This window comes from Bacillus sp. FSL W7-1034 (assembly GCF_038593365.1).
GTDB lineage: Bacteria > Bacillota > Bacilli > Bacillales > Bacillaceae > Bacillus > Bacillus altitudinis.
In genome coordinates this window covers 3,360,547-3,385,749 of record NZ_CP151989.1, presented here as the reverse complement: position 1 = coordinate 3,385,749, position 25,203 = coordinate 3,360,547, and the positions used below count along the sequence as shown (strand labels likewise).

The following is a 25,203-nucleotide window of genomic DNA, read 5'->3' as shown; positions in this document are numbered from 1 at the left end:
ACCTGATCACTATGGTAAAATTGGGAAAAGAACCAAAATGGAGGTTATCATGATGAACACAACATTTATTGGCATTTTAGGAATCGTCACGATGATCATATGGATTATGGTCTCCACAGAGCTTTCAAAGTCTCCAAAAAGGAAGGAAGAAAAAGAAAACAGCCGCAGAAAACTCATTGTACTCGTGTCTGCGGGCACTTTATTCACCGTACCTTTGGTTTTTTCACTCATTCAGAATATCCAGGTGTAACATATCCATTCGACTAAACCGCTGCTGTCTGTTTTAATTTCACCCATTTGAAAAAAACAAAACGGACAAGCGGTCCCATAATCAACATCTGCAAAGGGAACGCCAACATGACATTATGACCGAAAATCGTTAAGTAATCAGATAGAATCGATTGTGTTTGAAATCCTGTGCTGATACTTTGAACGACATATCCGCATAAAGACATGAGACACACCATCCCAAACACGATAAAGATAGAAAGAGTGAGAATAAAATAGATTTTCTTGCCTTTTGGGGCAAAACGGTTGGCTGCTTTTTTTGCTGAAGGCCCAACAATACACATCTCAATCAACAACGTGATGGCAAAACCGATCACATAGGTGAGCACACCTTCTAACCATGTCATATGTCCAAGCCGTCCATTTAGAAATAGGTTATAAAAGAACATCACTGAAAACATACAAAAACACATCAAGACACCAAATTGTATATCTTCTTTTTTTGTCATTGGCAATTCGATCAACCCCTCAAAATTAGTCTTTTTATTATAGATTTCTGTTTCAATTCGTCGTAAGTGAACATTTTGTGAAGGAATAAATACCCTTTTTTAAGAAGAGTAAATGGCTTTGTATTCATCAAAAGAGAAGACAAAAAAGCATGCAAAACGTGTGCTTCACACATGAATTGTGCCAATTCGGCACAAATGATTGACCGCTAGAGGCTCCTCTTGTGAAAAAATCAAAAATTAACATCAATAAAGGTGGCATAAACTCCCCTAATTTGTTTATAATGAGAGGTATGGTTTGTCGTAAGAATAAGGTATAAATACTTATTATTTCACTGATAAATGGATACATACATGTAATAGAAAGGGAGTGTCTGACCTTGAGTTTGAAAGAATACTCACAGGAACAGCTCAAACAAATGTCTTTAGTTGAACTTGCTTATGAAATTTTCAGAGACAGCAAAACGCCGATTACGTTTTCCGAGTTAATAGATGAAATGGTCCGTTTGCAAGGGATACAAAAATCTGATCTTGATGATCGACTTGCTCAATTTTATACAGACTTAAATATAGATGGCCGCTTTATTTCGTTAGGTGATCAGAGATGGGGACTTCGCAGCTGGTATCCAGTTGATCAAATCGAAGAAGAAGTTCAGCCAGCTGTGAAAACAAAAGCGAAAAAGAAAAAAACAAAAGCTGCTGTCGTTGAAGAAGACTTCGATGATATTGAAGAGGAAGAAGAAATCGACGAGCTTGAAGAAGATCTTGATCTTGTTGAAGACGACGAGGACCTTGACCTAGACGATGAAGAAATCGATGAAGAGATAGAAGAGTTTGACGAAGATGATGATGAAGATGATGACGGCTTAACGGAAATTGATGAAGACGATTTAGACGATGATGAGGAAGACAAATAACCCTCACAAACCGGTCCTGAAAACAGGACAAAACCGTCTTGACTTTCCAGAGCGAACTATGTAGTATGTATTTTGGGCTCTCTAAAAAAGAGTACGTAAAGATACGTTCATTTACGCTCCCTTTCATTTATTTGAAAGGGAGCTTTCTTATTTTTCAAGAGATTTAGGGATACACTCTAAAAGGATGAAGCTGTGCATGTCTAGTCATGCAAGGGTAAAAAAGAGAGGAGCATACGAAATGACAAAGTATATTTTTGTAACAGGAGGAGTTGTTTCCTCACTTGGAAAAGGGATCACGGCTGCATCGTTAGGCCGCCTTCTGAAAAATAGAGGGATGGATGTCACCATTCAAAAGTTTGATCCATATATCAACGTAGACCCAGGGACAATGAGTCCATACCAGCACGGTGAGGTATTTGTCACAGACGACGGTGCTGAAACAGATCTTGACTTAGGTCACTACGAGCGCTTCATTGATATTAACTTGAATAAATACAGCAACGTCACAACTGGTAAAATCTATTCTACAGTCCTGAAAAAAGAGCGCCGCGGCGACTATTTAGGTGGAACCGTACAGGTTATTCCCCATATTACAAATGAAATCAAAGACCGTGTGTACCGTGCAGGGAAAGAAACGGGTGCAGATGTGGTCATTACAGAAATCGGTGGAACAGTTGGAGATATCGAATCCCTTCCATTCCTAGAAGCGATTCGTCAAATGAAGAGTGACATCGGCCGTGAAAACGTGATGTACATTCATTGTACCCTTGTTCCTTACATCCGTGCTGCAGGCGAACTGAAAACAAAACCAACACAGCATAGTGTAAAAGAACTTCGTAGTCTAGGTATTCAGCCAAACGTCATTGTGGTCAGAACTGAAATGCCATTGGCACAAGACATGAAGGACAAAATTGCGCTATTCTGTGATATTGATACGAAAGCAGTCATCGAATGTCAGGATGCGGATACCCTTTATTCGATTCCGCTTGATTTACAAAAACAAGGATTAGACAAGCTTGTATGTGAGCACATGAAGCTTGACTGTCAAGATGCGGACATGACGGAGTGGACGGCGCTTGTTGATAAAGTGCAAAACCTTTCAAAACAAGTCACAATTGGTCTTGTAGGGAAATATGTTGAGCTGCAAGATGCATACATTTCTGTCGTTGAATCACTTCGTCATGCGGGCTATGCATTTGATGCGGATGTTCAAATCAAATGGATCAACGCAGAAGAAGTCACAGCAGAAAATATGGCTGATTTCGCTCAAGATGTAGACGGCATTATTGTTCCTGGAGGCTTCGGAGACCGCGGAGTAGAAGGGAAAATCATTGCAACACAATATGCGCGCGAAAACAAAGTACCATTCTTCGGAATTTGTTTAGGTATGCAAGTCGCATCTATCGAATATGCGAGAAACGTACTAGGTTTAGAGGGAGCACATTCCGCTGAAATTGATCCGGAAACAGCATTCCCAATCATCGACCTTCTTCCAGAACAGAAGGATGTTGATGACTTAGGTGGAACACTTCGCCTCGGCCTATACCCTTGTAAACTAAACGAAGACTCAAAAGCATTTGCTGCATACAATGACGAAGTCGTGTACGAACGCCACCGTCATCGCTATGAGTTTAATAACGAATTCAGACAGCAAATGGAAGCAGCAGGTTTTGTCTTCTCTGGTACAAGCCCAGACGGACGCCTTGTTGAAATCATTGAACTGAAGGATCACCCATGGTTCCTTGCTTCTCAGTTCCACCCAGAATTCATTTCAAGACCGACAAGACCACAGCCGTTATTTAGAGATTTCGTTGGTGCTTCACTACAGGCATCTGAATCAAAATAAAACAAAAAACTGCCGAGAATATCATCTTCTCGGCAGTTTTTTTATTCATATTCCTCAACGATTTCTTTCACAGTAAACGATAGAGCATGGTAGACATATAAGCAGGTCATCAATGCAGGATAGCCGAACCTTGTTCCATCTTCAGCAGGCACAAGTGGTTTTTTGAGCTGAAAATCAATGTGGACATCACAATGCTCTTCAATGAATGATGTCTCCTTTTGTGCAGGACCGACCCCGACAATAGGTGTACCTTGTTCGTGCAGCTCTTTGACAAGGGATTGAATCTCTTGATCTTCTGGATCTGAATAAAATAAAAGCACCCTGTCACTTGGATGAAGTAAGCTGCGCTCCTTTTGATCCAGCGGCAGAACCTTCGCACCCGGAAACGGCTCCTTGCTCTCAGATGCCTCTAAGGCTACAGCCGCCAGTTCATTCTTGCCATGAAAATACACGGCATGTCCACTGACAACGGCCTGAGCAAGAAGGCGTGCACCGTCTTCGATCGCTTCGGCCTGCTTATCTCCAATACGTGAAAAAATACCTGATAATTGGGTAGTGAAAATTTTTAACAAGACTCATTTCCTCCTTCTGTCAGATCATTTTATAATAGAATATAAAGAGAATATTAGGAAAAATGCTCAGAAAATGTCGTAAAGTAAACTATTATAATTAAAGGAAATGTGAAAATCAAACAGAATTATTTAACAACAGCTCTTTTTATGGCGAAAAATGAAAGCAATGGGGTGTAACAGATGAATGAGAAAATTTTAATTGTCGATGATCAGTACGGTATTAGAATATTGCTGAATGAAGTGTTTCATAAAGAAGGCTATCAAACCTTTCAAGCCGCTAACGGACTACAGGCATTAGATATTGTGAAAAACCATAGACCAAATCTCGTCCTGCTTGATATGAAGATTCCCGGAATGGATGGCATTGAGATTTTAAAACGCATGAAATTAATTGATGAAGACATCCGCGTGATCATTATGACAGCTTATGGCGAACTAGATATGATTCAAGAGTCTAAAGAGCTCGGTGCATTAACGCATTTTGCTAAACCATTTGATATTGATGAAATCCGTGATGCAGTGAAAGAATACTTGCCGCTCGAAACAAATGGCTAGATGGAAATGATTGAATCAAGTCATTCTGTTGCCGATTTGTCGAATAATTGGTATTCTAGATAAGAAGAAGAAAGCGATCTGACTTTGAAAGTTTACATATGGCGAGAAATTCTGGTCATGCTAGGGTGGAGAGCTTTTTTTAGTAAGCAAATTAGCTACATAGGGAGGATTTTTCATCATGCCTTTAGTTTCAATGACAGAAATGTTGAAAGACGCAAAGGAAAAAGGTTACGCTGTTGGACAGTTTAACTTAAATAACTTAGAATTCACGCAAGCGATTTTACAAGCTGCTGAAGAAGAGAAATCTCCAGTTATCTTAGGAGTATCTGAAGGAGCAGGACGCTACATGGGCGGCTTCAAAACAGTTGTCGCAATGGTAAAAGCGTTAATCGAAGAATATAATGTAACAGTTCCTGTTGCGATTCATTTAGATCACGGTTCAAGTTTTGAATCTTGTGCAAAAGCCATTCATGCAGGATTTACTTCTGTGATGATTGATGCTTCTCACCATCCATTTGATGAGAACGTAGCGACAACTGCAAAAGTGGTTGAGCTTGCACATTTCCACGGTGTATCTGTAGAAGCTGAGCTTGGAACTGTTGGTGGACAAGAAGACGACGTCATCGCTGAGGGCGTTATTTATGCTGATCCAAAAGAGTGCCAAGAGCTTGTAGAACGTACTGGTATTGACTGCCTTGCGCCTGCACTAGGTTCAGTTCATGGTCCATACAAAGGTGAACCAAACCTTGGTTTTGCCGAAATGGAAGAAATCGGTAAAACAACTGGACTTCCACTTGTTCTTCACGGCGGAACAGGTATCCCAACTGCTGACATCAAGCGTGCGATTTCACTTGGTACAGCAAAAATCAATGTAAACACTGAAAACCAAATTGCTTCTGCGAAAGCAGTTCGCGAAACACTTGCTGCAAAAACAGAAGAGTATGATCCACGTAAATATCTTGGACCAGCTCGTGACGCAATTAAAGCGACTGTTATCGGCAAAATGCGTGAATTTGGTTCTTCTAACCAAGCATAATTTGATGAGAACCGAAAGCCGCCTGAGTCACAGGCGGTTTTCTCCATATCTTGAGAAAGCGCAATCAAATTTACATTTCAGACAATTTATTGATAGGAGAGTGGCACAGTTATGTTATTTTTCGTAGACACAGCGAATATCGCAGACATCAAAGAGGCACACGAGCTTGGCATTTTAGCAGGCGTGACAACAAACCCTAGTTTAGTAGCGAAAGAAAAGGACGTATCGTTCCACGATCGCCTTCGTGAAATCACTGACGTGGTATCAGGTTCAGTTAGTGCGGAAGTCATTTCCCTCAAAGCAGAAGAAATGATCGAAGAAGGAAAAGAGCTTGCTGCTATTGCACCAAATATTACAGTGAAAATCCCAATGACAACAGACGGTCTTAAAGCGGTCAAAGCGTTAACAGACCTTGGGATTAAAACAAACGTCACGTTGATTTTTAGTGCAAACCAGGCACTTCTTGCAGCTAGAGCTGGTGCGACGTATGTCTCTCCATTCCTCGGCCGCTTAGATGACATTGGCCAAAATGGTCTTGATCTCATTAGTGAAGTGAAAACCATTTTTGATGTTCATGGATTAGATACACAAATCATTGCTGCATCCATTCGTCACCCGCAGCATGTGACAGAAGCTGCGCTTAGAGGTGCTCATATCGGCACAATGCCGCTGAAAGTCATCAAGCAGCTGACAAAACACCCATTAACGGATGCAGGCATTGAGCAATTTTTAGCAGACTGGAATAAATAAGTGATTGTGGCAGACGGATACGCATCCGTTTGCCGCAGTTTTCCTTAAATACGCTAAGAAATGTTTTGTGCAAAGAAGAGAACATCACAGCCTCGCAAAGCTTCGATTATTTTTCTTCCGACAAATTTCGTTTAACCTGTATTCTTTCTCTTGATATTGGCTAAATTTTGGACAAGACCTTTTAAAGCGCGACATCCACAAACAGTATAACTCCAACAGTGATCTTCTTTAAGAAGGGAGACAAATATGGAAAAGTTAAACATTGCCGGCGGTGACCCCTTGCGCGGGACCGTACATATTAGTGGTGCGAAAAATAGTGCTGTGGCACTGATTCCTGCCACGATTCTCGCTGATTCTCCAGTAACCATTGAAGGCCTTCCGCATATTTCAGATATTGACACATTACGAGATCTGTTAGAAGAGATTGGCGGAAAGGTCACGTTTGAAAAAGGTGAGATGGTTGTCAATCCTGCTTCCATGATCAGTATGCCGCTTCCTAATGGGAAAGTGAAGAAACTACGGGCATCTTATTATTTAATGGGCGCTATGCTCGGTAGATTCAAGCAGGCTGTCATTGGATTGCCAGGGGGATGTCACTTAGGACCTAGACCGATCGATCAGCATATCAAAGGCTTTGAAGCACTTGGAGCCGAGGTGACAAACGAACAGGGTGCGATTTATTTGCGCGCTGAAAAATTAGTCGGAGCCCGTATTTATCTTGATGTTGTCAGTGTAGGTGCGACCATCAACATCATGCTGGCAGCCGTGCTGGCTGAAGGGAAAACAGTGATTGAAAATGCCGCAAAAGAACCCGAAATTATTGATGTAGCGACACTGCTTGCAAGCATGGGAGCTAAAATCAAAGGTGCGGGGACGGATGTGATTCGGATCGAAGGTGTGGAATCTCTTCATGGCTGCAGGCATTCCATCATCCCTGACCGCATAGAAGCAGGTACATTTTTAATTGCAGGTGCAGCGATGGGGGATGAAGTTGTGCTTGATAATGTGATCCCAACTCATTTAGAATCAATTACGGCGAAACTTAGAGAGATGGGATTCACAATTGAAACAAGCAACGATCAAATGCTGATCGTTGGCAGAAATGAAGGACTCAAGCCTGTCGATATCAAAACCCTTGTGTATCCGGGCTTTCCGACCGATCTTCAACAGCCGATGACGGCTTTGTTAACAAAGGCGAAAGGCACGAGTGTCGTGACAGATACCATTTACTCTGCCCGCTTTAAACACATTGACGAATTGCGTCGAATGGGTGCTAATATGAAGGTGGAAGGAAGATCTGCCATTATTACAGGTCAAACGCAGCTTCAAGGTGCAAAGGTCAAAGCAAGTGATCTGCGAGCAGGTGCTTGTCTCGTTGTTGCAGGGTTAATGGCAGACGGTGTGACCGAAATCACAGGGCTTGAACATATAGACAGAGGATATAGTATGCTTGAGGAGAAGCTTGAAGGCTTGGGTGCAACCATCTGGCGTGAAAAGCTGAATGACCAAGAAATAGAAGAACTTCAAAATTCATAAGGCTTTGACTGTGAGAGGAGATTTGGACAAAAATGGAAAGAAGTTTATCGATGGAACTAGTACGGGTGACAGAAGCAGCTGCATTAAAATCTGCTCGTTGGATGGGTAGAGGTTTAAAAGACGAAGCGGATGATGCTGCAACAAGTGCCATGCGTGATGTATTTGATACGATTCCGATGAAGGGAACTGTGGTCATCGGCGAGGGAGAAATGGACGAAGCGCCAATGCTTTATATTGGGGAAAAGCTTGGAAACGGATATGGACCTCGCGTGGATGTCGCTGTTGATCCATTGGAAGGAACAAATATTGTGGCAAGCGGCGGCTGGAATGCTTTAGCTGTTATCGCTGTTGCAGATCATGGCAACTTGCTGAATGCACCTGATATGTACATGGATAAGATCGCAGTAGGTCCAGAAGCGGTAGGCTGCATCGACATTGAAGCGCCTGTCATTGACAATCTTCGTGCTGTTGCAAAAGCGAAAAACAAAGATATTGAAGATGTTGTTGCGACAATTTTAAACAGAGAGCGACATGAAAAGATCATTGCTGAGCTGAGAGAAGCTGGAGCAAGAATCAAGCTGATCGATGATGGTGACGTTGCAGGAGCCATTAATACAGCATTTGATCACACAGGTGTTGATATTCTATTTGGTTCAGGTGGAGCGCCTGAAGGTGTCCTTTCTGCTGTTGCGTTAAAAGCACTTGGTGGAGAAATCCACGGTAAGCTTCTTCCACAAAGTGAAGAAGAGCTGAGACGCTGTGAGAAAATGGGACTGGATGTTGGAAAAGTCCTCAGAATGGAAGACCTCGTGAAAGGCGATGACGCCATTTTTGCAGCGACAGGTGTAACAGATGGCGAGTTATTAAAAGGTGTTCAATTTAAAGGCTCTGTTGGAACAACACATAGTGTTGTCATGCGTGCGAAATCAGGTACTGTTCGATTCGTCGATGGCAGACACAGTTTAAAGAAAAAACCGAATCTTGTCATTCGTCCGTAATCTGAAAGCGGGTATTCTTTACCCGCTTTTCATATAGGTGTCAAATATATATCATTTTCTTTTTAAAGTTGAATATTCCCTGCAAATGAGGTAAAACTAAAGAGTGCTGCGAAATTTTCTGCGAATTTACTTCTTTTAAGCTTCAACAAGTTTAAATACTGCCGCATCATGACGATATACTCATTATCCTTCTCTATGTTGACAAAGCTCAATTTCACATTGTTCCTATCTTTACGATAAAACGAGTGGGAGCGTTACCATGAGAGCGAGGTCATTCCAACAAAAACGGAATTAAAAGCTAATCAAATACAATGGTCATGCATTTGTAATGAAATACATTGACTAGAAAAGTGTGGTGTCCATATTGAAAGATGTTTCGATTTCATCTTTGGAAAATATGAAATTAAAAGAGCTGTATGAGTTAGCAAAAAAGTACAAAATCTCTTATTACAGCAAACTAACAAAAAAAGAATTAATTTTTGCCATCTTAAAGGCGAATGCTGAGCAAGAGGATCTCTTATTTATGGAAGGGGTTCTAGAAATTATTCAGTCAGAGGGATTTGGTTTCTTAAGACCAATTAACTACTCCCCAAGTTCTGAAGACATTTATATTTCAGCTTCACAAATCAGACGCTTTGATTTAAGAAATGGTGATAAGGTGTCTGGAAAGGTACGACCTCCAAAAGAGAATGAACGCTACTATGGCCTCCTTCATGTCGAAGCGGTAAATGGGGACGACCCAGAATCAGCTAAGGAACGTGTTCACTTTCCTGCACTCACGCCGCTATTCCCTGATCGTCAAATGATTCTTGAAACACAGCCTAATCACCTGTCTACTAGAATTATGGATATGATGGCGCCAGTTGGGTTTGGGCAACGTGGTTTAATTGTTGCACCGCCTAAGGCTGGGAAAACCATTTTGCTCAAAGAAATTGCCAACAGCATCTCTGAAAATCATCCAGAGGCAGAACTGATTGTTCTTCTTATTGACGAACGTCCAGAGGAAGTAACAGATATCGAACGTTCTGTTGCAGGTGATGTCGTTAGCTCAACCTTTGACGAAGTACCGGAAAACCACATTAAAGTAGCAGAGCTTGTATTAGAGCGTGCGATGCGTCTAGTTGAACATAAAAAAGATGTCATCATCTTAATGGACAGCATCACAAGGCTTGCTCGGGCATACAACCTTGTCATCCCGCCAAGCGGCCGAACGCTTTCCGGCGGTATTGATCCAGCGGCTTTCCACCGTCCAAAACGCTTCTTTGGTGCTGCGCGTAACATCGAAGAAGGTGGGAGCTTGACCATTTTAGCTACTGCACTTGTTGATACGGGATCACGTATGGATGATGTGATTTATGAAGAGTTTAAAGGAACAGGAAACATGGAGCTCCATTTAGATCGTTCTCTTGCAGAAAGAAGAATTTTCCCAGCCATCGACATTCGTCGTTCCGGTACAAGAAAAGAAGAACTGCTTGTGCCTAAAGAACATCTTGATCGTCTATGGGCGATGAGAAAATCAATGTCAGATACACCTGATTTCGCTGAGAAATTCATGCGCAAAATGAGAAAAACAAAGACAAACCAAGAATTTTTCGATATTTTAACGCAAGAATGGAAACAAGCAAATATGTCTGCATCAAGAAGATAGCTTCCTGAAAAAATACATTTGCAATCATAGACTCACACTGTTATAATTTTACCATGTGCGTTTCAGAATTTATTCTGAGATATTAACTCTGTTTCCGAATTGGATTCAGGGCGGAAGGAGATGACAGTAGATGAAAACAGGAATTCATCCTAACTACAAAAAAGCTACAGTCAAATGCGCTTGTGGAAATGAGTTTGAAACTGGATCAGTAAAAGAAGAGGTACGCATCGAGATTTGCTCTGAGTGCCATCCTTTCTATACAGGCCGTCAAAAATTCGCTTCTGCTGATGGACGTGTTGACCGCTTTAACAAAAAATACGGTCTTAAGTAATAATAGATACAATAAACAGGCAGGAATCCGTTCTTGCCTGTTTTTTTACGTGGATTGATGGAACTTTAAAACGGGGGAGAAGACCTTATGTATGTGATGAAACAAAGCGGTTGGCTTGAAGTCATCTGCGGAAGTATGTTTTCTGGAAAGTCGGAAGAATTGATTCGGAGAGCCAAAAGAGCCACCTTTGCCAAACAAGAAGTAAAAATATTCAAACCAGCGATTGATAACCGGTATAGCACAAGCTCAGTTGTGTCACATAACGGTTCATCCGTCGATGGGATTGCAGTAACCTCACCAAAAGACATAATAACGCACATATCAGAACGAACCGATGTCATTGGCATTGATGAGGTGCAATTTTTTGATGAGACAATCATTGATATTGTCACTCAATTGGCTGATAAAGGCTACCGAGTCATTGTTGCAGGCCTTGATCAAGACTTCAGAGGAGAGCCATTTGGTGTTGTTCCGCATTTAATGGCATGTGCAGAGCTTGTAACAAAACTTCAAGCAGTTTGTTCGGTATGCGGCTCCCCAGCGAGTAGAACACAACGCTTGATCGACGGTAAACCCGCATCCTATGATGATCCCATTATTTTAGTAGGTGCGCAGGAATCATACGAAGCACGATGCAGACATCACCATGAAGTACCAAAACTAGATGTTGGTACAACACTTGACAATTAAAAAAATAGCAAATGCCGCTGTGTTTCGTTTTTCGAGTTTTTGGCTGAACACCCATCATTTGTACTTAAATAAATTAAATAACGCTACGAAAAAATTATCTAATTTTCAACGCTTGCGTTTTGGTATAAGCAGGCATAAAATGACTAACTGTAGTGTAAAGCATTTAAACGAAAAGTTCGATTTCTTGTCATAATTTTTTTGATTAAGGATTTTTCTCCTTGATCGTTCTTTGTATTAATAGTTCACTTTATTTATATTTTAGAAAGAGGGTAGTTTTTGATGAACAACGTGAAGAAAACAAAAGAAGGGTACCTCGAAACCACTTTGACAGGTAAAGATGTATTATCGATTCCAACGTTGAACAAAGGCGTTGCTTTCTCTGAAGAAGAAAGACAAGAGCTTGGACTAGAAGGATTACTTCCTCCAACTGTTCTGACTTTAGAACAGCAAGCGGAGAGAGCGTACAAGCAATTTCTAGCTCAGCCAGATCGTCTTCGTCAAAACGTATACTTAAGTGATTTGCAAAACCGTAACGAAGTATTATTCTATAAGCTTCTAACGGACAAGCTTCGTGAAATGCTTCCTGTTGTTTACACACCAACTGTTGGTGAAGCGATTCAAGAATACAGCCATGAATACAGAAGACCTCATGGTGTCTACCTTTCAATCGACAACATTGACGGCATCGAGAAAGCATTTGAAAACTTACATGCAACAGCAGGCGACATCGACCTCATCGTAGCAACTGACTCTGAGAGTATTCTTGGAATTGGTGACTGGGGTGTTGGTGGTATCAACATCGCAATTGGTAAATTAGCTGTTTACACGGCTGCAGCTGGGATTGATCCAAGCCGCGTGATTCCAGTTGTATTAGATGTTGGAACTAACAATGAAAAACTATTAAATGATCCATTGTACATCGGGAACCACCACAAACGTGTACAAGGTGAAAAATACGAAGAGTTCATTGATGCGTATGTCAAAGCAGCACTTAAATTCTTCCCGAAAGCATTGCTTCACTGGGAAGACCTTGGAAACAAAAATGCGCGTAACATCATGAAAAAATACAACGACAACATCTTAACATTTAATGATGATATCCAAGGTACTGGTGCCATTACTTTAGCGGGTGTTCTTGCAGCTGTCAAGAAAACTGGTACTCAATTGAAAGATCACCGTGTGATGATTTTCGGAGCTGGATCAGCTGGAATCGGAATCGCCGATCAAATGCGTGACACAATGGTTCTTGAAGGTCTAAGTGAAGAAGAAGCAAACAATGCATTCTGGACGTTAGACTACAGAGGATTGCTAACAGATCAGTTTGAAGATGAAGTGCTTGATTTCCAAAAACCATACCTTCGTTCTTCTGATGAAGTAGAAGGCTGGGCTCGTGATGAAAAAGGACAAATCTCATTTGCTGAAGCTGTTCGCAAGGTGAAGCCAACTATTCTTATTGGTACATCAGGTCAAGGCGGCGCATTCACTGAAGAAATTATTAAAGAAATCGCAGCTCATACAGAGCGTCCAGTGATCATGCCGATGTCTAACCCAACTCCACTTGCTGAAGCAGTACCGGAAGATCTATTCAAATGGACAGACGGTCGTGCGCTTGTTGCAACTGGAAGCCCATTCGAAAATGTCGAGTATAACGGAATTGAACATGAAATCGGACAATCAAACAATGCGTTCGTTTTCCCTGGACTTGGTCTTGGTTCAATCGTAACGGAATCAAAAATTATCACAAAAGGCATGTTCGTTGCTTCTGCAAATGCGATCGCTGAAATGGTTGATCATGAAAAACCAGGCGCTGGACTGCTTCCAAGCATTGATAAATTGCAAGAAGTATCAATCAAGGTAGCTGTTGAAGTAGCAAAAGCAGCAATTAAAGATGGTGTCGCAAGAAGAACACCTGACAACATCGAACAAGCTGTGAAAGATGCTATGTGGATTCCTGAATATAAAAAAATTGTAAGAGCATAATAAAATGTGTAACGCGGCATTGTTTCGGGTAATGTAAGCAATGCCGCTATAAAATAAGAAACATGTAAAGGATTCAAGGAGGAATAGTAAGATGGACTTTTTAAATATTTTGATCCTCCTAGCACCGATTTTTTTCGTTATCGCGCTGGGTTGGTTCGCAGGGAACTTCGGCAGCTATGACGCTAAATCTGCAAAAGGTGTAAGTACACTTGTTACAAAGTATGCTTTGCCAGCGCACTTTATCGCCAGCATTCTGTCAACACCAAAAGATAAATTCTATAGTCAAATTCCATTTTTCGTTGCATTGATTCTCGGAATCGTAGGCTTTTATATCATTATCCTTTTAGTTACGAAATTTGCTTTTAAATATGATTTAACAGATTCATCTGTTTTCTCATTAAACTCAGCACAACCGACCTTTGCATTTATGGGGATTCCGGTCTTGGGCAGTTTATTTGGGGCTCAAGAAGTTGCAATTCCGATTGCTATTACCGGAATAGTTGTAAATGCATTGCTTGATCCAATTGCTATTATTGTGTCAACTGTCGGTGAAAAAACAAAAGGAAAAGCCAAAGACGGCGAAAGTTTCCTAAAAATGACGACGAAAGCGATTTTGCACGGTTTATCAGAGCCGCTTGCGCTTGCACCGTTAGCAAGTATCATTCTTGTTCTTTTAGGATTTAAACTTCCTGAAATCGGACATGAAATGCTAGAGGAAATTGGAAGTGTGACATCAGGGGTTGCGCTCTTTGCAGTCGGTGTCACAGTCGGTATCCGCAAAATTAAACTGAGCTTACCAGCTTTCAGTATCGCATTGCTCAAAGTAGCTGTACAACCGTTACTTATGTATTTTATCGCCATTCTTATGGGTCTTTCGGCGGATGAAATTACAAAAGCTGTATTGCTTGTTGCCTTCCCAGGTTCAGCTGTTGCGGCCATGATCGCTACTCGATTTGAGAAACAGGAAGCAGAAACAGCATCGGCATTTGTGATCAGTGCGATCATGTCACTCATTACACTACCGATCATTATTGCACTTACCGTATAATATAGTAGAAAGGCTGCCTTATAGGCAGCCTTTCTTAGCGAAATGAATGAAACAGAGGGAAGAGCACACGCTTTTTTTTCATTTCGGGGTGTGCCTTTTCCTTTTCTTCTTCTTTTAATGGTTTTGGTTTTGTCAATGTGGCTGTGAGGCGTTCTAATTTTGCAGTTAATTCTTCAATTTCTCTTCTGTGCTGGAGGAGCTGGTAGGAAACGCCTTCATCTGCTTTCTTAGCGAGTTTCCGTTCTATTTCTTGGAAACGGGCTTCAATATGACTGACATGTGATTGCTCTTGAAGGAGCTGTTTCACTTGTTCTTCTAAGGCTTCTATCCGTTTTGATGAGTCAGAAGTTTCTACAGTAGGTGATAATTGCTGGGCGGTTTCTTCATGGATCGGCAGTCTAATGTCATGGAGAATCACACCTTCGTTCATTTGGTGTTGGACCTCTTTGAGCAGCTGGACAATGTCATCATGAAATTCGTAATGTCCAAGTTCATTCCGGGCGACAGGGATGTTGAGCTGTTTGACCCAGCGCTGAATGGTTTTTGAAGATACACCAATTTCCTTTGCAACCTCATTTGTATTCAAACCAAATGCCCTCCCTTTTTTCAATTACAAGTACCATTCTCTTTCGTGAGCATCCGTTCCTTCACGTTAGACAAAACAAGTAACCAATCGCCAAAGATCGTGTTTTCTAGTGAAAAATTGCAGAAAATCAATTGTTTTGGAAATTTTTTTGACTGTCATACCCCGCTATACTATAATTAGACTGTTACGCACAAAACAGAGGTGAAGACCATGTTAGACCGTTTAAAATCAATTGAAGAACGCTATGAAAAGCTAAATGAATATTTAAGTGACCCTGAAGTGGTGAACGACCCTAAGAAGCTTCGTGAATATTCGAAGGAACAATCTGATATTCAAGAAACTGTTGAGGTATATAGACAATATCGTGCGGCATATGATCAGCTAAGTGATGCGAAAGCCATGCTGGAAGATAAGCTCGATGCCGATATGCGCGACATGGTCAAAGAAGAAATTTCAGAGCTCACAGAGGAAACAGAACGTTTAGAAGACGAGCTGAAGATCTTGCTCATCCCGAAAGATCCGAATGACGATAAGAACGTTATTGTGGAGGTTCGTGGTGCAGCGGGCGGAGAAGAGGCTGCGCTGTTTGCAGGAAACCTGTACCGTATGTACAGCCGTTATGCTGAAATGCAAGGCTGGAAAACGGAAGTCATGGAAGCGAGTGTCACTGGAACTGGCGGTTATAAGGAGATCATCTTTATGATTAGCGGTAAAGGTGCATATTCTAAACTAAAGTTTGAAAACGGTGCACACCGCGTGCAGCGTGTTCCTGAAACTGAGTCAGGCGGCCGTATTCATACATCAACAGCGACAGTTGCTGTATTACCAGAAGCTGAGGAAGTTGAAATTGATATCCACGAAAAAGATATTCGTGTGGATACATTTGCATCAAGCGGACCAGGGGGACAAAGTGTTAATACCACAATGTCTGCTGTTCGTTTGACTCACCTTCCAACAGGTGTAGTGGTTTCCTGTCAGGACGAGAAATCACAAATCAAAAACAAAGAAAAAGCGATGAAAGTTTTGCGTGCGAGAATTTATGATAAATTCCAGCGTGAAGCACAAGCTGAATATGATCAAACCCGTAAATCTGCTGTTGGAACAGGGGATCGTTCAGAGCGTATCCGTACGTACAATTTCCCACAAAACCGCGTGACGGACCACCGTATCGGATTGACGATTCAAAAGCTTGATCAAATTTTAGAAGGAAAACTTGACGAGGTCATTGATGCATTAATTATGGAAGACCAAGCAAGAAAACTTCAAAATGCAAAATAAAGAGCGAACGATCTTTGAAGCCCTTAAATGGGCTTCTTCTTTGTTAACGGAAGCGGGCAGAGACCAAAACGCAGCAGAGTTAATGTTGATGCATGTGCTTGGATGGAACAGAAGTGAACTTCTTGCCCGTTTTCATGATCCAATGCCAGAGGAGCAAGATTCACAATTCAGCAAGTTCGTCGCACAGCACAAGTGTGGAGTGCCTGTGCAGCATTTAACGGGTGTTGAATTTTTTTATGGGCGTCCTTTTGAGGTAAACAAACACGTTCTGATTCCTCGTCCTGAAACGGAGGAAGTGGTGCTGGCGGCATTAAACATGATGAATCGTGTGTTTCCTGATGATCAGCCGCTCAAAGCTGTTGATGTTGGAACAGGTAGCGGTGCAATTGCGATTACGTTAGCTCTTGAAAAAGAATCTCTCACTGTGACAGCGACGGATATTTCACATGAAGCACTTGAAGTAGCAAAGCGAAATCAAGAAGCGCTTGGTGCAGACGTTCATTTTGTCCAAGGGGATTTACTTGAACCGATTATGGCTCAAGGCATCAAAGTCGATGTGTTTATTTCCAATCCGCCTTATATTGCGGCAGAAGAAATGGATGGTTTATCAGAGGTTGTCACAAAGCATGAACCTGTCAATGCGCTGACAGATGGGCGTGATGGCCTGTGGTTTTATGAGCGTATCGCCTGTGATCTCCACAAAGTACTTCATCAACAAGCGGTGGTTGTCCTTGAAATAGGGCATACACAAGCACAAGATGTAAAAGCGCTTCTTTTGCAGGCGTTCCCTTCAGCTGATGTTCATATCATCAAGGACATCAACGGAAAGGATCGAGCGGTTTGCGCACACATTCAAAACGGAAGTCCGGCTGAATAAAGTCGGACTATTTTATTATGTAAAGATGAAACTTATGGTAAAAGGGAAACGTATATATAGAAGAATGAACATTCTGATCATGATTTTTTACATAAATTTGTTTTGAAGGAGCGAATGGTGTGAACAGAAGGTATGCGATGGTGTTGGTCATCGTCAGTGTACTATTGATTGTGAGTGCTTGCGGTAAACCGAGCTTTAAAAAAGAAGCAGCAGCATTTGGGGAAAACTATAAAAAAGCACAATACACAGTGAATCGGACGGATGACCTATCTGACATGAAGGAGAAGTTGAAGGATTATTTAACCGAGCATGAATATCAAGAATATACAGAAGACAGCATGTTTCCAAGTGTATTAGAAGCAGCAAAAGATCAAGATTGTCAAATTAAACTGAAAAAAATTACGTTTACACCTTCAGATGAAAGCGATGACAGGATTGAATTTGACTATGAAATGATCATTCAATTTATTGACCATAAAGGAAAGGTCAAAAAGGAAATTGAGAAAAAAGGTGCAATGACAGTTATCAAAACAGATTCGGGATTAAAAATCAGCCGAGATTGGGATGGGAGACTGTACCCGTCCGATTACCAATCCTCACTAAAAAGCCGTTCATAAGTTGTTGAATGGCTTTTTTGCATGCAGAAAAAACATTGATTCGCTTTCCTCATGTAGTTGTTTTTTACTCATAATCTATTAAAAAAATCATTTTTGTTGTTTACGAGATGCGTTTCCTGGACACAATGTTTGTAGCGAAGAGAAAAAGTGGGGGGAACACATCATGTTCAAAAGTAAAATGATGATTTGTCTTTATATGTTTCTATTATTATGTGGTGCTTTTGCAAACCTTGGAAAAGAGGAGACGGCGGCTGCTTCTGCCAATCAGCCTGTTGTGATTCCAGATGAAGCCATTCGTTTACGCATTTTAGCCAACAGTGACCGGTCGGCAGATCAAGATGTGAAACGAAGTATTCGAGATGAGGTCAATGCCAATATAACGGAGTGGGTGAAAGACCTCACATCCATTGAAGAAGCCAGACGTGTGATTCGTTCAAAGCTTCCAGACATCAATCGTATTGCCAAAGCAAAATTAAAGGAACAACACATTGATCAATCCGTATCGGTCAGCTTTCAAAAAGCCTCATTTCCAACAAAGCTATATGGCAACTTTGTTTATCCTGCTGGGAAATATGAAGCCATTTTGATTACGTTAGGGGAAGGAGACGGAGCCAATTGGTGGTGTGTGTTATTCCCACCTCTCTGCTTTATCGATTTTTCAAACGGAGAAGCGATCGCCTCACCAGAAGGAGATGATAAAGAGCAGGTAGCCGCAGAGCCATCAAATGAATCTGTCAATGAAGTGGTAAAAGAAGAAGAGACGGGTGAAGTGAAATTCTTTCTGTTCGAATGGGTCTCTAGTCTTTTCTCTTAAAAAAGGTCTAAATCTGTTTTTGCCTCATAGAGTTGAAGTAAGAGAACAAAAAGAGGTGAAAGCATGTATTATCAATTAAGAATAGCGACAGAAGAAGATGCCCCGGCCATTAATGCTTTTCTTGAAAAAGGCCAAGCAAAAGGCGGGGTGACGATTGCAGAGCGTACGTCATTTGTGGTCATGGAAGATGCAGACGGTGAGCTTGCAGGCTGTTTAGGTCTTGAACGACTAAATGAACAAGAAGGATTGCTAAGATCACTTGTGATATCAGATAAACTTGGTCAGGGGCATATCGTTTCTCTGTTCCAAAGTGTTCAAACGCTAGGGGAAAAACAAGGTGTGGACACCTTTTATGTTGTAGCCAATCACTCCTCTTCGCATGATTTTTTAGCGCTGATGGGCTTTACGCCTATAGAGGAAATCCCAGAAAGTGTGTGGGTATCTGCGCATGCAAAAGAGTCGTTGGGAAAAGAGCAGGCGGTTGTGCTGCAAAAAACAGCGAGTTAATCACAAAACACCGGACTTATTCACATACTTATCCACTGTAAAACAAGCGTTATCCACAAATTGTGGACAACGCTTGTTTTATTTAGCATCATCTTTTATACTTTCAAAAGGATAATTGAGATATATCAACAGTTTTATCTTTTTTAAAAGGAGTTTGTATGATGTTAAATACAAAAAGGTGGTCTGTGGATTTAAAAAAGGATTTATCCACATACTATCCACAAATTGAACAAGCAGCTCTGTTGTTGCGGCAGAATGAAGTGGTCGCTTTTCCGACAGAAACGGTTTATGGACTAGGGGCAAATGCAAAAGAGACAGAGGCTGTGAAGAAAATTTATGAAGCGAAAGGACGCCCAAGTGATAATCCGTTGATTGTTCACATTGCGGACGTTCAACAGCTTCATGAGTTTGCGCAAATAGAAAATGAAAAAGTAACGGCGCTGATGGATGCCTTTTGGCCAGGCGCTCTCACCATTGTTCTACCTTGTAAGCCGGGCACATTATCAAAGCAGGTGACGGCAGGTTTAACAACAGTAGGCGTAAGAATGCCTGATCATCCTGTTGCGCTTGAACTCATCCGAGCAGCTGGTTTGCCAATTGCCGCGCCTAGTGCCAACCGTTCGGGAAAACCGTCGCCGACACTTGCGGATCATGTCGCGAGTGATCTTGATGGGAAAATTGCTGGCATTGTCGATGGTGGTTCAACAGGTATTGGCGTGGAGTCAACGGTTGTATCCTGTATAGACGAGATTCCAGTGATCTTAAGGCCGGGGGGTATTACAAAAGAAGCGTTAGAAGAGGTCGTAGGAACGGTCAACATGGATCCAGGGCTGACGAAAAAGGATGAGGCGCCAGTATCGCCGGGAATGAAATACACACATTATGCACCTGAAGCACAAATGTATATATTTCATGGAAGTGATGAAGACATGCAGCTGCACATTCAGAAGTACCGAGCTGAAGGGCTAAAAGTAGGTGTGCTGACGACAGAAGAAAAGAAGGAATGGTTTGCGGCAGATGTTATCTTTAGCTGTGGATGGAGAGAAAAGCCTGAAACGGTTGCGGCAAACTTATATCGTGTGCTGAGACAATTTGATGAAACGGATGTAGACTTGATCATTTCAGAAGCCTTCTCAGAGCAGGGAGTTGGTTCTGCGATCATGAACCGTCTGCAAAAAGCGGCAGGAGGGCGCACTCTCTCTTCATTCAAATAGTTCTAACCTCTCTTGGACAAACATAGGTTAAAGGAGAATGCGTGTCCAAGGGGGATTTACATGAATGAACTAGCTGGCGAATTGCTGACACTCAGTATCATGGCTTTTGCACTTGGAATGGATGCCTTTTCGGTTGGACTCGGCATGGGGATGATTCAGCTGAGATTCCGCCAGATCCTTTATATTGGACTTGTCATTGGGATATTTCATATGGTTATGCCTCTTTTTGGCATGCTAACAGGTCAGCTTTTATCTGGCTGGCTTGGGCTCCTAGCAACCTATATAGGCGGGGCGCTGCTTTTGGTGCTAGGTCTGCAAATGATCATCGCTTCTATCCGAAAAGAAGATAAGCCATTTATCGCACCTGTTGGGGCCGGTCTCGTTCTTTTTGCAACAAGTGTGAGTTTAGATAGTTTTTCCGTTGGTTTAAGCCTGGGGATTTACGGTTCTCGGGTGTTGATGACCATTTTATTGTTTGGCTTTTTTAGTATGATGCTCACATGGCTTGGATTATTACTCGGTAAACAGGTTCGGTCATGGGTAGGTTCATACAGCGGTGCGCTTGGCGGATTGATTTTACTAGCCTTTGGAATCAAATTATTATTTCCGCTCTAGCCAGTCTCCTTACATAACATGTAGAATGAAATGCTATATAATAGAAGAAAAGGAGGTCGAAAGATGAATATCTTATTTGTTTGTACGGGAAATACTTGCAGAAGTCCGATGGCTCAAGCCCTTTTTTCCTCCATTGCAGATGAAAAAGGCTTACAGGTCACTGTAAAATCAGCGGGCATCTTCGCCTCTGATGCAGGGAAGGCTTCTCCTCAAGCAGTCGAAGCATTATTTGAGAAAAGCATTCCACTGAATCACTCGTCGTCTAAACTAACAGAAGAACTTCTTCATGAAGCAGATTATGTCTTCACCATGACGATTCAGCATAAGCAGTTGATTGTGGAGCAATATGCTCATGTGAAAGACAAGGTCTTCACTCTAAAAGAATTTGCTACAGGATCAGAAGGTGACGTGTCGGATCCATTTGGAGGGAGTCTCTCCATTTATCAGGAGACACGAGATGAACTAGAAACGCTATTGTATCAACTTGCTAAAAAGCTTAAACAGGATCATAAATCCTCATAAATGGACAACCTGTAAAACCGTTGCGCAAACGGTTTTTCTGCTTTTGTTTGCAAATGACTAGGCAGAGGTTAAAATATAACTGTAAATAAAGAATGAATGTAAGACATGACAGATTAACTCACCCTTAGGAGGAATTGCCCGATGAAAGTAGCCATTGCATCCGATCACGGCGGAACGAATATTCGTGAAGAAATCAAACAACTAATGGATGAATTAAAGATTGAATACATTGATATGGGTTGTGAATGTGGATCAGGTTCTGTAGACTACCCTGACTATGCTTTTCCTGTAGCCAATATGGTGGCAAACGGGGAAGTCGATCGAGGCATTTTGATTTGCGGGACAGGTATCGGTATGAGCATTTCAGCAAACAAAGTGAAAGGCATCCGCTGTGCACTGGCGCATGATACATTCAGTGCAAAGGCGACGAGAGAACATAATGATACAAATGTTCTTGCGATGGGAGAACGAGTCATTGGACCAGGATTGGCAAGAGAGATTGCTCACATTTGGCTGACAACAGAATTTACTGCAGGACGTCATGCTGTGCGGATTGGTAAAATCGCTGATTACGAAGAAAAGCACCTGTAAGGAGCGCTTAACATGAACATTGGTCAAGATTGGCTTGAAATGTTAAAAGAGTTTCATCAAACAGTTGAACTGCGAGCCGGCCACATTTTAGTGATTGGCTGCAGTACGTCAGAAGTGGCTGGCGAGCACATTGGGACAGCGGGAAGTGAGCAAATTGCTGAAGCTATTTATCAAGAGCTCGATCAACTGAGACGCGAGACAGGAATTGAATTGGCCTTCCAATGCTGCGAGCATTTGAATCGTGCCCTCGTTGTGGAAGAAGAGGTGGCGTACCGGCTTAACTTAGAAATTGTAGCGGCTGTACCTGTCCGTCAGGCGGGTGGTTCTATGGCGGCGCATGCGTATCAGCAAATGGAACACCCTGTGCTGGTTGAATCCATTTCAGCGCATGCAGGGATTGATATCGGTGATACATTAATCGGCATGCACTTAAAGCGGGTAGCCGTACCGGTCCGTCTCAGTCGTCATCAATTAGGACAAGCACATGTGACGTTTGCAAAAACTCGTCCAAAGCTGATTGGCGGAGAACGAGCCGTTTATACAAGATCATAGTTCGGATATATTTCTAATATAATGTTGAATGATGAAGACGCTCCACCCCTTGAATATTCGGGTTTTCATAAAAAAGAAGTCGATTTTCCAAAAAAAACTTTTACATTTTACTCAAAAACCGTGTACAATGAGATGGTGAAAACATCGAATGGAAATAGATTGGAGAGGATTTCGCTGATGAAACATTTACCTGAGCAAGACGCACAAGTATTCAAAGCAATTCAACTAGAGCGGAAACGCCAGCAGGACAAAATCGAATTAATTGCATCAGAAAACTTCGTAAGCGAAGCAGTCATGGAAGCACAGGGCTCTGTCTTAACAAACAAATATGCAGAAGGTTACCCTGGTAAACGCTACTATGGCGGCTGTGAACATGTAGACGTTGTAGAAGATATCGCACGTGACCGCGCAAAAGAAATTTTTGGCGCTGAGTATGTGAACGTACAGCCTCACTCAGGAGCTCAAGCGAATATGGCCGTATACTTTACAATCCTTGAGCATGGCGATACAGTGCTAGGCATGAACTTATCACATGGCGGGCATTTAACACATGGAAGCCCTGTAAACTTTAGCGGCGTACAGTACAACTTTGTAGAATACGGTGTAGATAAAGAAACACAACATATCGACTACCAAGATGTACTTGAAAAAGCACGTGAGCATAAGCCGAAACTAATCGTAGCGGGGGCAAGTGCTTACCCACGTCAAATTGATTTCAAAAAGTTCCGTGAAATTGCCGATGAAGTCGGTGCTTACTTTATGGTGGACATGGCTCACATCGCGGGTCTTGTTGCAGCAGGTCTTCATCCAAATCCAGTTCCTTACGCTGATTTTGTGACAACGACAACTCACAAAACATTGCGCGGACCTCGCGGCGGAATGATTCTATGCCGTGAAGAGTTTGGTAAAAAGATCGACAAATCGATCTTCCCTGGTATTCAAGGTGGACCACTCATGCATGTGATCTCTGCAAAAGCTGTTTCTTTCGGTGAAGTATTGAACGGAGATTTCAAAACATATGCACAAAACGTGATTGATAACGCAAAACAACTAGCTGAAACACTTTTATCTGAGGATATTCAGCTTGTATCTGGTGGAACAGATAACCATCTTGTTCTCATCGACTTGCGCTCTCTTGGCATTACAGGAAAAATTGCAGAAAACGTTCTTGATGAAATTGGTATCACGGTGAACAAAAATGCAATTCCATATGATCCAGAGAAACCATTTGTTACAAGTGGTGTACGTGTAGGTACAGCAGCAGTGACAAGCCGTGGCTTCGATCAAGAAGCGATGAAAGAAGTCGGTTCCATTATTGCGCTTGCTCTGAAACATCATGAAGATGAAGCGAAATTAGAAGAGGCGAAAAAGCGTGTATCTGATCTGACAGCTCGTTTCCCTCTATATCAAGAATTAGATTATTAAGATGCAGACCCATTTGCCTATTTTTGGCATGTGGGTTTTTTTTGTAGGATTTGCGAATCATATTGAAAGATGATGTCTTTTTATGTAGAATTGTAGGAAGTGTGCAAAGTTCACCGGAAGATGACAGAAAAGGAGTTGTAGCAAGCAATGGCAAAGGTTTATGTATTTGATCACCCGCTTATTCAGCACAAACTTACATATATTCGTGACGTTCATACAGGAACAAAAGAATTTAGAGAGCTAGTGGATGAAGTCGCAACATTAATGGCATTTGAAATCACAAGAGACTTACCGCTTGAAGAGGTAGATGTAGAAACACCTGTACAAGTCGCTAAATCAAACGTGATCTCAGGTAAAAAACTCGGAGTTGTGCCGATTTTAAGAGCAGGTCTTGGAATGGTAGACGGGATTTTGAAACTCATTCCAGCTGCCAAAGTGGGACATGTCGGTTTATACCGTGATCCGAAGACATTAAAGCCTGTTGAATATTATGTGAAGCTTCCATCTGATGTGGAAGAGCGTGAATTTATCGTAGTAGACCCAATGCTTGCAACGGGCGGATCAGCTGTAGAAGCATTAAACAGCTTGAAAAAACGCGGTGCGAAAAACATCCGCTTCATGTGTCTGATTGCTGCGCCAGAAGGTGTAGAAGAAATGCAAAAACATCATCCAGATGTTGATATCTACATTGCGGCATTAGATGAGAAGTTAAACGAAAAAGGTTACATCATCCCAGGTCTTGGTGATGCTGGTGACCGTATGTATGGAACAAAATAAGAATGATTCATGAAAAGCCCACATGCAAACGTGCATGTGGGCTTTTTTGAAAAATATGACAAACGGTTGATATCGTTCTTAGAAAAATCAATGTATACTGAACATTAGCAGTTTTTTTGCATGAATGTCACAACTCTCCTAAAGTTTGATGAAATTGTGAACATTTTGTGTGCTCTCTCATTATAGA

General features: G+C 41.8%; 28 protein-coding genes. 25 read left to right on the top strand and 3 right to left on the bottom strand.

What is annotated here, in order from left to right:
* Positions 1-52: 52 nt before the first annotated feature.
* A complete protein-coding gene (locus tag NST73_RS17465) occupies positions 53-250 on the top strand; it encodes a hypothetical protein (protein ID WP_159145190.1) in 198 nt (65 codons plus the stop codon).
* 13 nt (positions 251-263) lie between these two features.
* Here the strand turns inward: NST73_RS17465 and NST73_RS17460 are convergent, their stop codons facing one another.
* On the bottom strand, positions 264-743 hold the full coding sequence (locus NST73_RS17460) for a hypothetical protein (RefSeq protein WP_024718764.1): 480 nt from the start codon (positions 741-743) through the stop codon (positions 264-266).
* Between the two features lie 371 nt (positions 744-1,114).
* Here NST73_RS17460 and rpoE point away from each other — a divergent pair, with 371 nt between their 5' ends.
* Both rpoE and pyrG read left to right on the top strand, forming a co-directional pair.
* Entirely contained in the window at positions 1,115-1,651 is a 537-nt protein-coding gene (gene rpoE, locus NST73_RS17455) for a DNA-directed RNA polymerase subunit delta (RefSeq protein WP_017360054.1), read from the top strand.
* Positions 1,652-1,889: 238 nt separating this feature from the next.
* Positions 1,890-3,497 (top strand): CTP synthase (glutamine hydrolyzing), encoded by a 1,608-nt coding sequence (pyrG, locus tag NST73_RS17450; RefSeq protein WP_017360053.1) that lies wholly within the window; start codon positions 1,890-1,892, stop codon positions 3,495-3,497.
* Positions 3,498-3,538: 41 nt separating this feature from the next.
* Here the strand turns inward: pyrG and NST73_RS17445 are convergent, their stop codons facing one another.
* Positions 3,539-4,069: a DUF2529 domain-containing protein gene (locus tag NST73_RS17445; RefSeq protein WP_008343445.1), complete on the bottom strand. Its 531-nt coding sequence runs from the start codon at positions 4,067-4,069 to the stop codon at positions 3,539-3,541.
* Positions 4,070-4,249: 180 nt separating this feature from the next.
* Here NST73_RS17445 and NST73_RS17440 point away from each other — a divergent pair, with 180 nt between their 5' ends.
* The 10 genes from NST73_RS17440 (at position 4,250) to NST73_RS17395 (ending at position 14,641) form a co-directional block, all read left to right on the top strand.
* Positions 4,250-4,624, top strand: a complete 375-nt coding sequence (locus tag NST73_RS17440; protein WP_003214681.1) for a response regulator — start codon at positions 4,250-4,252, stop codon at positions 4,622-4,624.
* A 178-nt stretch (positions 4,625-4,802) separates the two neighbouring features.
* Entirely contained in the window at positions 4,803-5,660 is an 858-nt protein-coding gene (locus NST73_RS17435; RefSeq protein WP_007497678.1) for a class II fructose-bisphosphate aldolase, read from the top strand.
* Between the two features lie 111 nt (positions 5,661-5,771).
* Positions 5,772-6,410: a fructose-6-phosphate aldolase gene (fsa, locus tag NST73_RS17430; RefSeq protein ID WP_003215343.1), complete on the top strand. Its 639-nt coding sequence runs from the start codon at positions 5,772-5,774 to the stop codon at positions 6,408-6,410.
* 246 nt (positions 6,411-6,656) lie between these two features.
* Entirely contained in the window at positions 6,657-7,946 is a 1,290-nt protein-coding gene (locus NST73_RS17425; protein ID WP_007497673.1) for a UDP-N-acetylglucosamine 1-carboxyvinyltransferase, read from the top strand.
* Positions 7,947-7,978: 32 nt separating this feature from the next.
* Positions 7,979-8,944 (top strand): class II fructose-bisphosphatase, encoded by a 966-nt coding sequence (glpX, locus tag NST73_RS17420; protein WP_007497670.1) that lies wholly within the window; start codon positions 7,979-7,981, stop codon positions 8,942-8,944.
* A gap of 364 nt (positions 8,945-9,308) precedes the next feature.
* Positions 9,309-10,592, top strand: coding sequence for a transcription termination factor Rho (gene rho, locus NST73_RS17415; RefSeq protein WP_007497667.1), 1,284 nt, complete (start codon positions 9,309-9,311; stop codon positions 10,590-10,592).
* Between the two features lie 130 nt (positions 10,593-10,722).
* Positions 10,723-10,923, top strand: a complete 201-nt coding sequence (gene rpmE / locus NST73_RS17410) for a 50S ribosomal protein L31 (protein ID WP_003215407.1) — start codon at positions 10,723-10,725, stop codon at positions 10,921-10,923.
* 87 nt (positions 10,924-11,010) lie between these two features.
* On the top strand, positions 11,011-11,613 hold the full coding sequence (locus NST73_RS17405; protein WP_007497666.1) for a thymidine kinase: 603 nt from the start codon (positions 11,011-11,013) through the stop codon (positions 11,611-11,613).
* A gap of 279 nt (positions 11,614-11,892) precedes the next feature.
* Entirely contained in the window at positions 11,893-13,593 is a 1,701-nt protein-coding gene (gene malS, locus NST73_RS17400) for an oxaloacetate-decarboxylating malate dehydrogenase (RefSeq protein WP_024718762.1), read from the top strand.
* A gap of 91 nt (positions 13,594-13,684) precedes the next feature.
* Positions 13,685-14,641 carry an AEC family transporter gene (locus NST73_RS17395; RefSeq protein WP_007497662.1) on the top strand — a complete coding sequence of 319 codons (957 nt, stop codon included), beginning with the start codon at positions 13,685-13,687 and terminating at the stop codon, positions 14,639-14,641.
* A 34-nt stretch (positions 14,642-14,675) separates the two neighbouring features.
* Here the strand turns inward: NST73_RS17395 and racA are convergent, their stop codons facing one another.
* Positions 14,676-15,227 carry a chromosome-anchoring protein RacA gene (gene racA / locus NST73_RS17390; RefSeq protein ID WP_073412985.1) on the bottom strand — a complete coding sequence of 184 codons (552 nt, stop codon included), beginning with the start codon at positions 15,225-15,227 and terminating at the stop codon, positions 14,676-14,678.
* Positions 15,228-15,437: 210 nt separating this feature from the next.
* Here racA and prfA point away from each other — a divergent pair, with 210 nt between their 5' ends.
* The 12 genes from prfA to upp all read left to right on the top strand — a co-directional run bounded on the left by prfA (position 15,438) and on the right by upp (position 25,016).
* Positions 15,438-16,505, top strand: coding sequence for a peptide chain release factor 1 (gene prfA / locus NST73_RS17385; RefSeq protein ID WP_008343422.1), 1,068 nt, complete (start codon positions 15,438-15,440; stop codon positions 16,503-16,505).
* Positions 16,495-17,382, top strand: a complete 888-nt coding sequence (gene prmC / locus NST73_RS17380) for a peptide chain release factor N(5)-glutamine methyltransferase (protein WP_342499242.1) — start codon at positions 16,495-16,497, stop codon at positions 17,380-17,382. The genes prfA and prmC overlap by 11 nt, the downstream gene beginning before the upstream one ends.
* Before the next feature lie 119 nt (positions 17,383-17,501).
* Positions 17,502-17,999, top strand: coding sequence for a hypothetical protein (locus NST73_RS17375; RefSeq protein WP_008343418.1), 498 nt, complete (start codon positions 17,502-17,504; stop codon positions 17,997-17,999).
* A gap of 163 nt (positions 18,000-18,162) precedes the next feature.
* Positions 18,163-18,813 (top strand): stage II sporulation protein R, encoded by a 651-nt coding sequence (spoIIR, locus tag NST73_RS17370; protein WP_007497652.1) that lies wholly within the window; start codon positions 18,163-18,165, stop codon positions 18,811-18,813.
* Between the two features lie 63 nt (positions 18,814-18,876).
* Positions 18,877-19,320: a general stress acyl- n-acyltransferase gene (locus NST73_RS17365; RefSeq protein WP_007497650.1), complete on the top strand. Its 444-nt coding sequence runs from the start codon at positions 18,877-18,879 to the stop codon at positions 19,318-19,320.
* A 161-nt stretch (positions 19,321-19,481) separates the two neighbouring features.
* Complete coding sequence (locus NST73_RS17360) at positions 19,482-20,534, top strand: L-threonylcarbamoyladenylate synthase (protein WP_081105462.1); 1,053 nt, start codon at positions 19,482-19,484, stop codon at positions 20,532-20,534.
* Positions 20,535-20,594: 60 nt separating this feature from the next.
* A complete protein-coding gene (locus tag NST73_RS17355) occupies positions 20,595-21,149 on the top strand; it encodes a manganese efflux pump MntP family protein (protein WP_144679096.1) in 555 nt (184 codons plus the stop codon).
* Between the two features lie 63 nt (positions 21,150-21,212).
* Entirely contained in the window at positions 21,213-21,671 is a 459-nt protein-coding gene (locus tag NST73_RS17350; RefSeq protein ID WP_017360042.1) for a low molecular weight protein arginine phosphatase, read from the top strand.
* Between the two features lie 141 nt (positions 21,672-21,812).
* A complete protein-coding gene (gene rpiB, locus NST73_RS17345; protein ID WP_003214714.1) occupies positions 21,813-22,262 on the top strand; it encodes a ribose 5-phosphate isomerase B in 450 nt (149 codons plus the stop codon).
* A gap of 12 nt (positions 22,263-22,274) precedes the next feature.
* Entirely contained in the window at positions 22,275-22,814 is a 540-nt protein-coding gene (locus NST73_RS17340; protein ID WP_024718756.1) for a TIGR01440 family protein, read from the top strand.
* A gap of 177 nt (positions 22,815-22,991) precedes the next feature.
* Positions 22,992-24,239 (top strand): serine hydroxymethyltransferase, encoded by a 1,248-nt coding sequence (glyA, locus tag NST73_RS17335; protein WP_024718755.1) that lies wholly within the window; start codon positions 22,992-22,994, stop codon positions 24,237-24,239.
* 147 nt (positions 24,240-24,386) lie between these two features.
* Complete coding sequence (upp, locus tag NST73_RS17330) at positions 24,387-25,016, top strand: uracil phosphoribosyltransferase (protein WP_003214553.1); 630 nt, start codon at positions 24,387-24,389, stop codon at positions 25,014-25,016.
* Positions 25,017-25,203 lie beyond the last annotated feature (187 nt).

Excerpts from the sequence above, each read along its gene's own strand:
- NST73_RS17435 (WP_007497678.1), top strand. The coding sequence starts at position 4,803 with ATGCCTTTAGTTTCAATGACAGAAATGTTGAAAGACGCAAAGGAAAAA.
- NST73_RS17360 (WP_081105462.1), top strand. The coding sequence starts at position 19,482 with ATGTTAAATACAAAAAGGTGGTCTGTGGATTTAAAAAAGGATTTATCC.
- NST73_RS17350 (WP_017360042.1), top strand. The coding sequence starts at position 21,213 with ATGAATATCTTATTTGTTTGTACGGGAAATACTTGCAGAAGTCCGATG.
- NST73_RS17365 (WP_007497650.1), top strand. The coding sequence starts at position 18,877 with ATGTATTATCAATTAAGAATAGCGACAGAAGAAGATGCCCCGGCCATT.
- NST73_RS17440 (WP_003214681.1), top strand. The coding sequence starts at position 4,250 with ATGAATGAGAAAATTTTAATTGTCGATGATCAGTACGGTATTAGAATA.
- NST73_RS17395 (WP_007497662.1), top strand. The coding sequence starts at position 13,685 with ATGGACTTTTTAAATATTTTGATCCTCCTAGCACCGATTTTTTTCGTT.
- NST73_RS17425 (WP_007497673.1), top strand. The coding sequence starts at position 6,657 with ATGGAAAAGTTAAACATTGCCGGCGGTGACCCCTTGCGCGGGACCGTA.
- malS (WP_024718762.1), top strand. The coding sequence starts at position 11,893 with ATGAACAACGTGAAGAAAACAAAAGAAGGGTACCTCGAAACCACTTTG.
- NST73_RS17405 (WP_007497666.1), top strand. The coding sequence starts at position 11,011 with ATGTATGTGATGAAACAAAGCGGTTGGCTTGAAGTCATCTGCGGAAGT.
- pyrG (WP_017360053.1), top strand. The coding sequence starts at position 1,890 with ATGACAAAGTATATTTTTGTAACAGGAGGAGTTGTTTCCTCACTTGGA.
- prfA (WP_008343422.1), top strand. The coding sequence starts at position 15,438 with ATGTTAGACCGTTTAAAATCAATTGAAGAACGCTATGAAAAGCTAAAT.
- NST73_RS17355 (WP_144679096.1), top strand. The coding sequence starts at position 20,595 with ATGAATGAACTAGCTGGCGAATTGCTGACACTCAGTATCATGGCTTTT.
- rpiB (WP_003214714.1), top strand. The coding sequence starts at position 21,813 with ATGAAAGTAGCCATTGCATCCGATCACGGCGGAACGAATATTCGTGAA.
- upp (WP_003214553.1), top strand. The coding sequence starts at position 24,387 with ATGGCAAAGGTTTATGTATTTGATCACCCGCTTATTCAGCACAAACTT.
- prmC (WP_342499242.1), top strand. The coding sequence starts at position 16,495 with ATGCAAAATAAAGAGCGAACGATCTTTGAAGCCCTTAAATGGGCTTCT.
- NST73_RS17340 (WP_024718756.1), top strand. The coding sequence starts at position 22,275 with ATGAACATTGGTCAAGATTGGCTTGAAATGTTAAAAGAGTTTCATCAA.
- rpmE (WP_003215407.1), top strand. The coding sequence starts at position 10,723 with ATGAAAACAGGAATTCATCCTAACTACAAAAAAGCTACAGTCAAATGC.
- NST73_RS17465 (WP_159145190.1), top strand. The coding sequence starts at position 53 with ATGAACACAACATTTATTGGCATTTTAGGAATCGTCACGATGATCATA.
- glyA (WP_024718755.1), top strand. The coding sequence starts at position 22,992 with ATGAAACATTTACCTGAGCAAGACGCACAAGTATTCAAAGCAATTCAA.
- fsa (WP_003215343.1), top strand. The coding sequence starts at position 5,772 with ATGTTATTTTTCGTAGACACAGCGAATATCGCAGACATCAAAGAGGCA.
- glpX (WP_007497670.1), top strand. The coding sequence starts at position 7,979 with ATGGAAAGAAGTTTATCGATGGAACTAGTACGGGTGACAGAAGCAGCT.
- spoIIR (WP_007497652.1), top strand. The coding sequence starts at position 18,163 with ATGTTCAAAAGTAAAATGATGATTTGTCTTTATATGTTTCTATTATTA.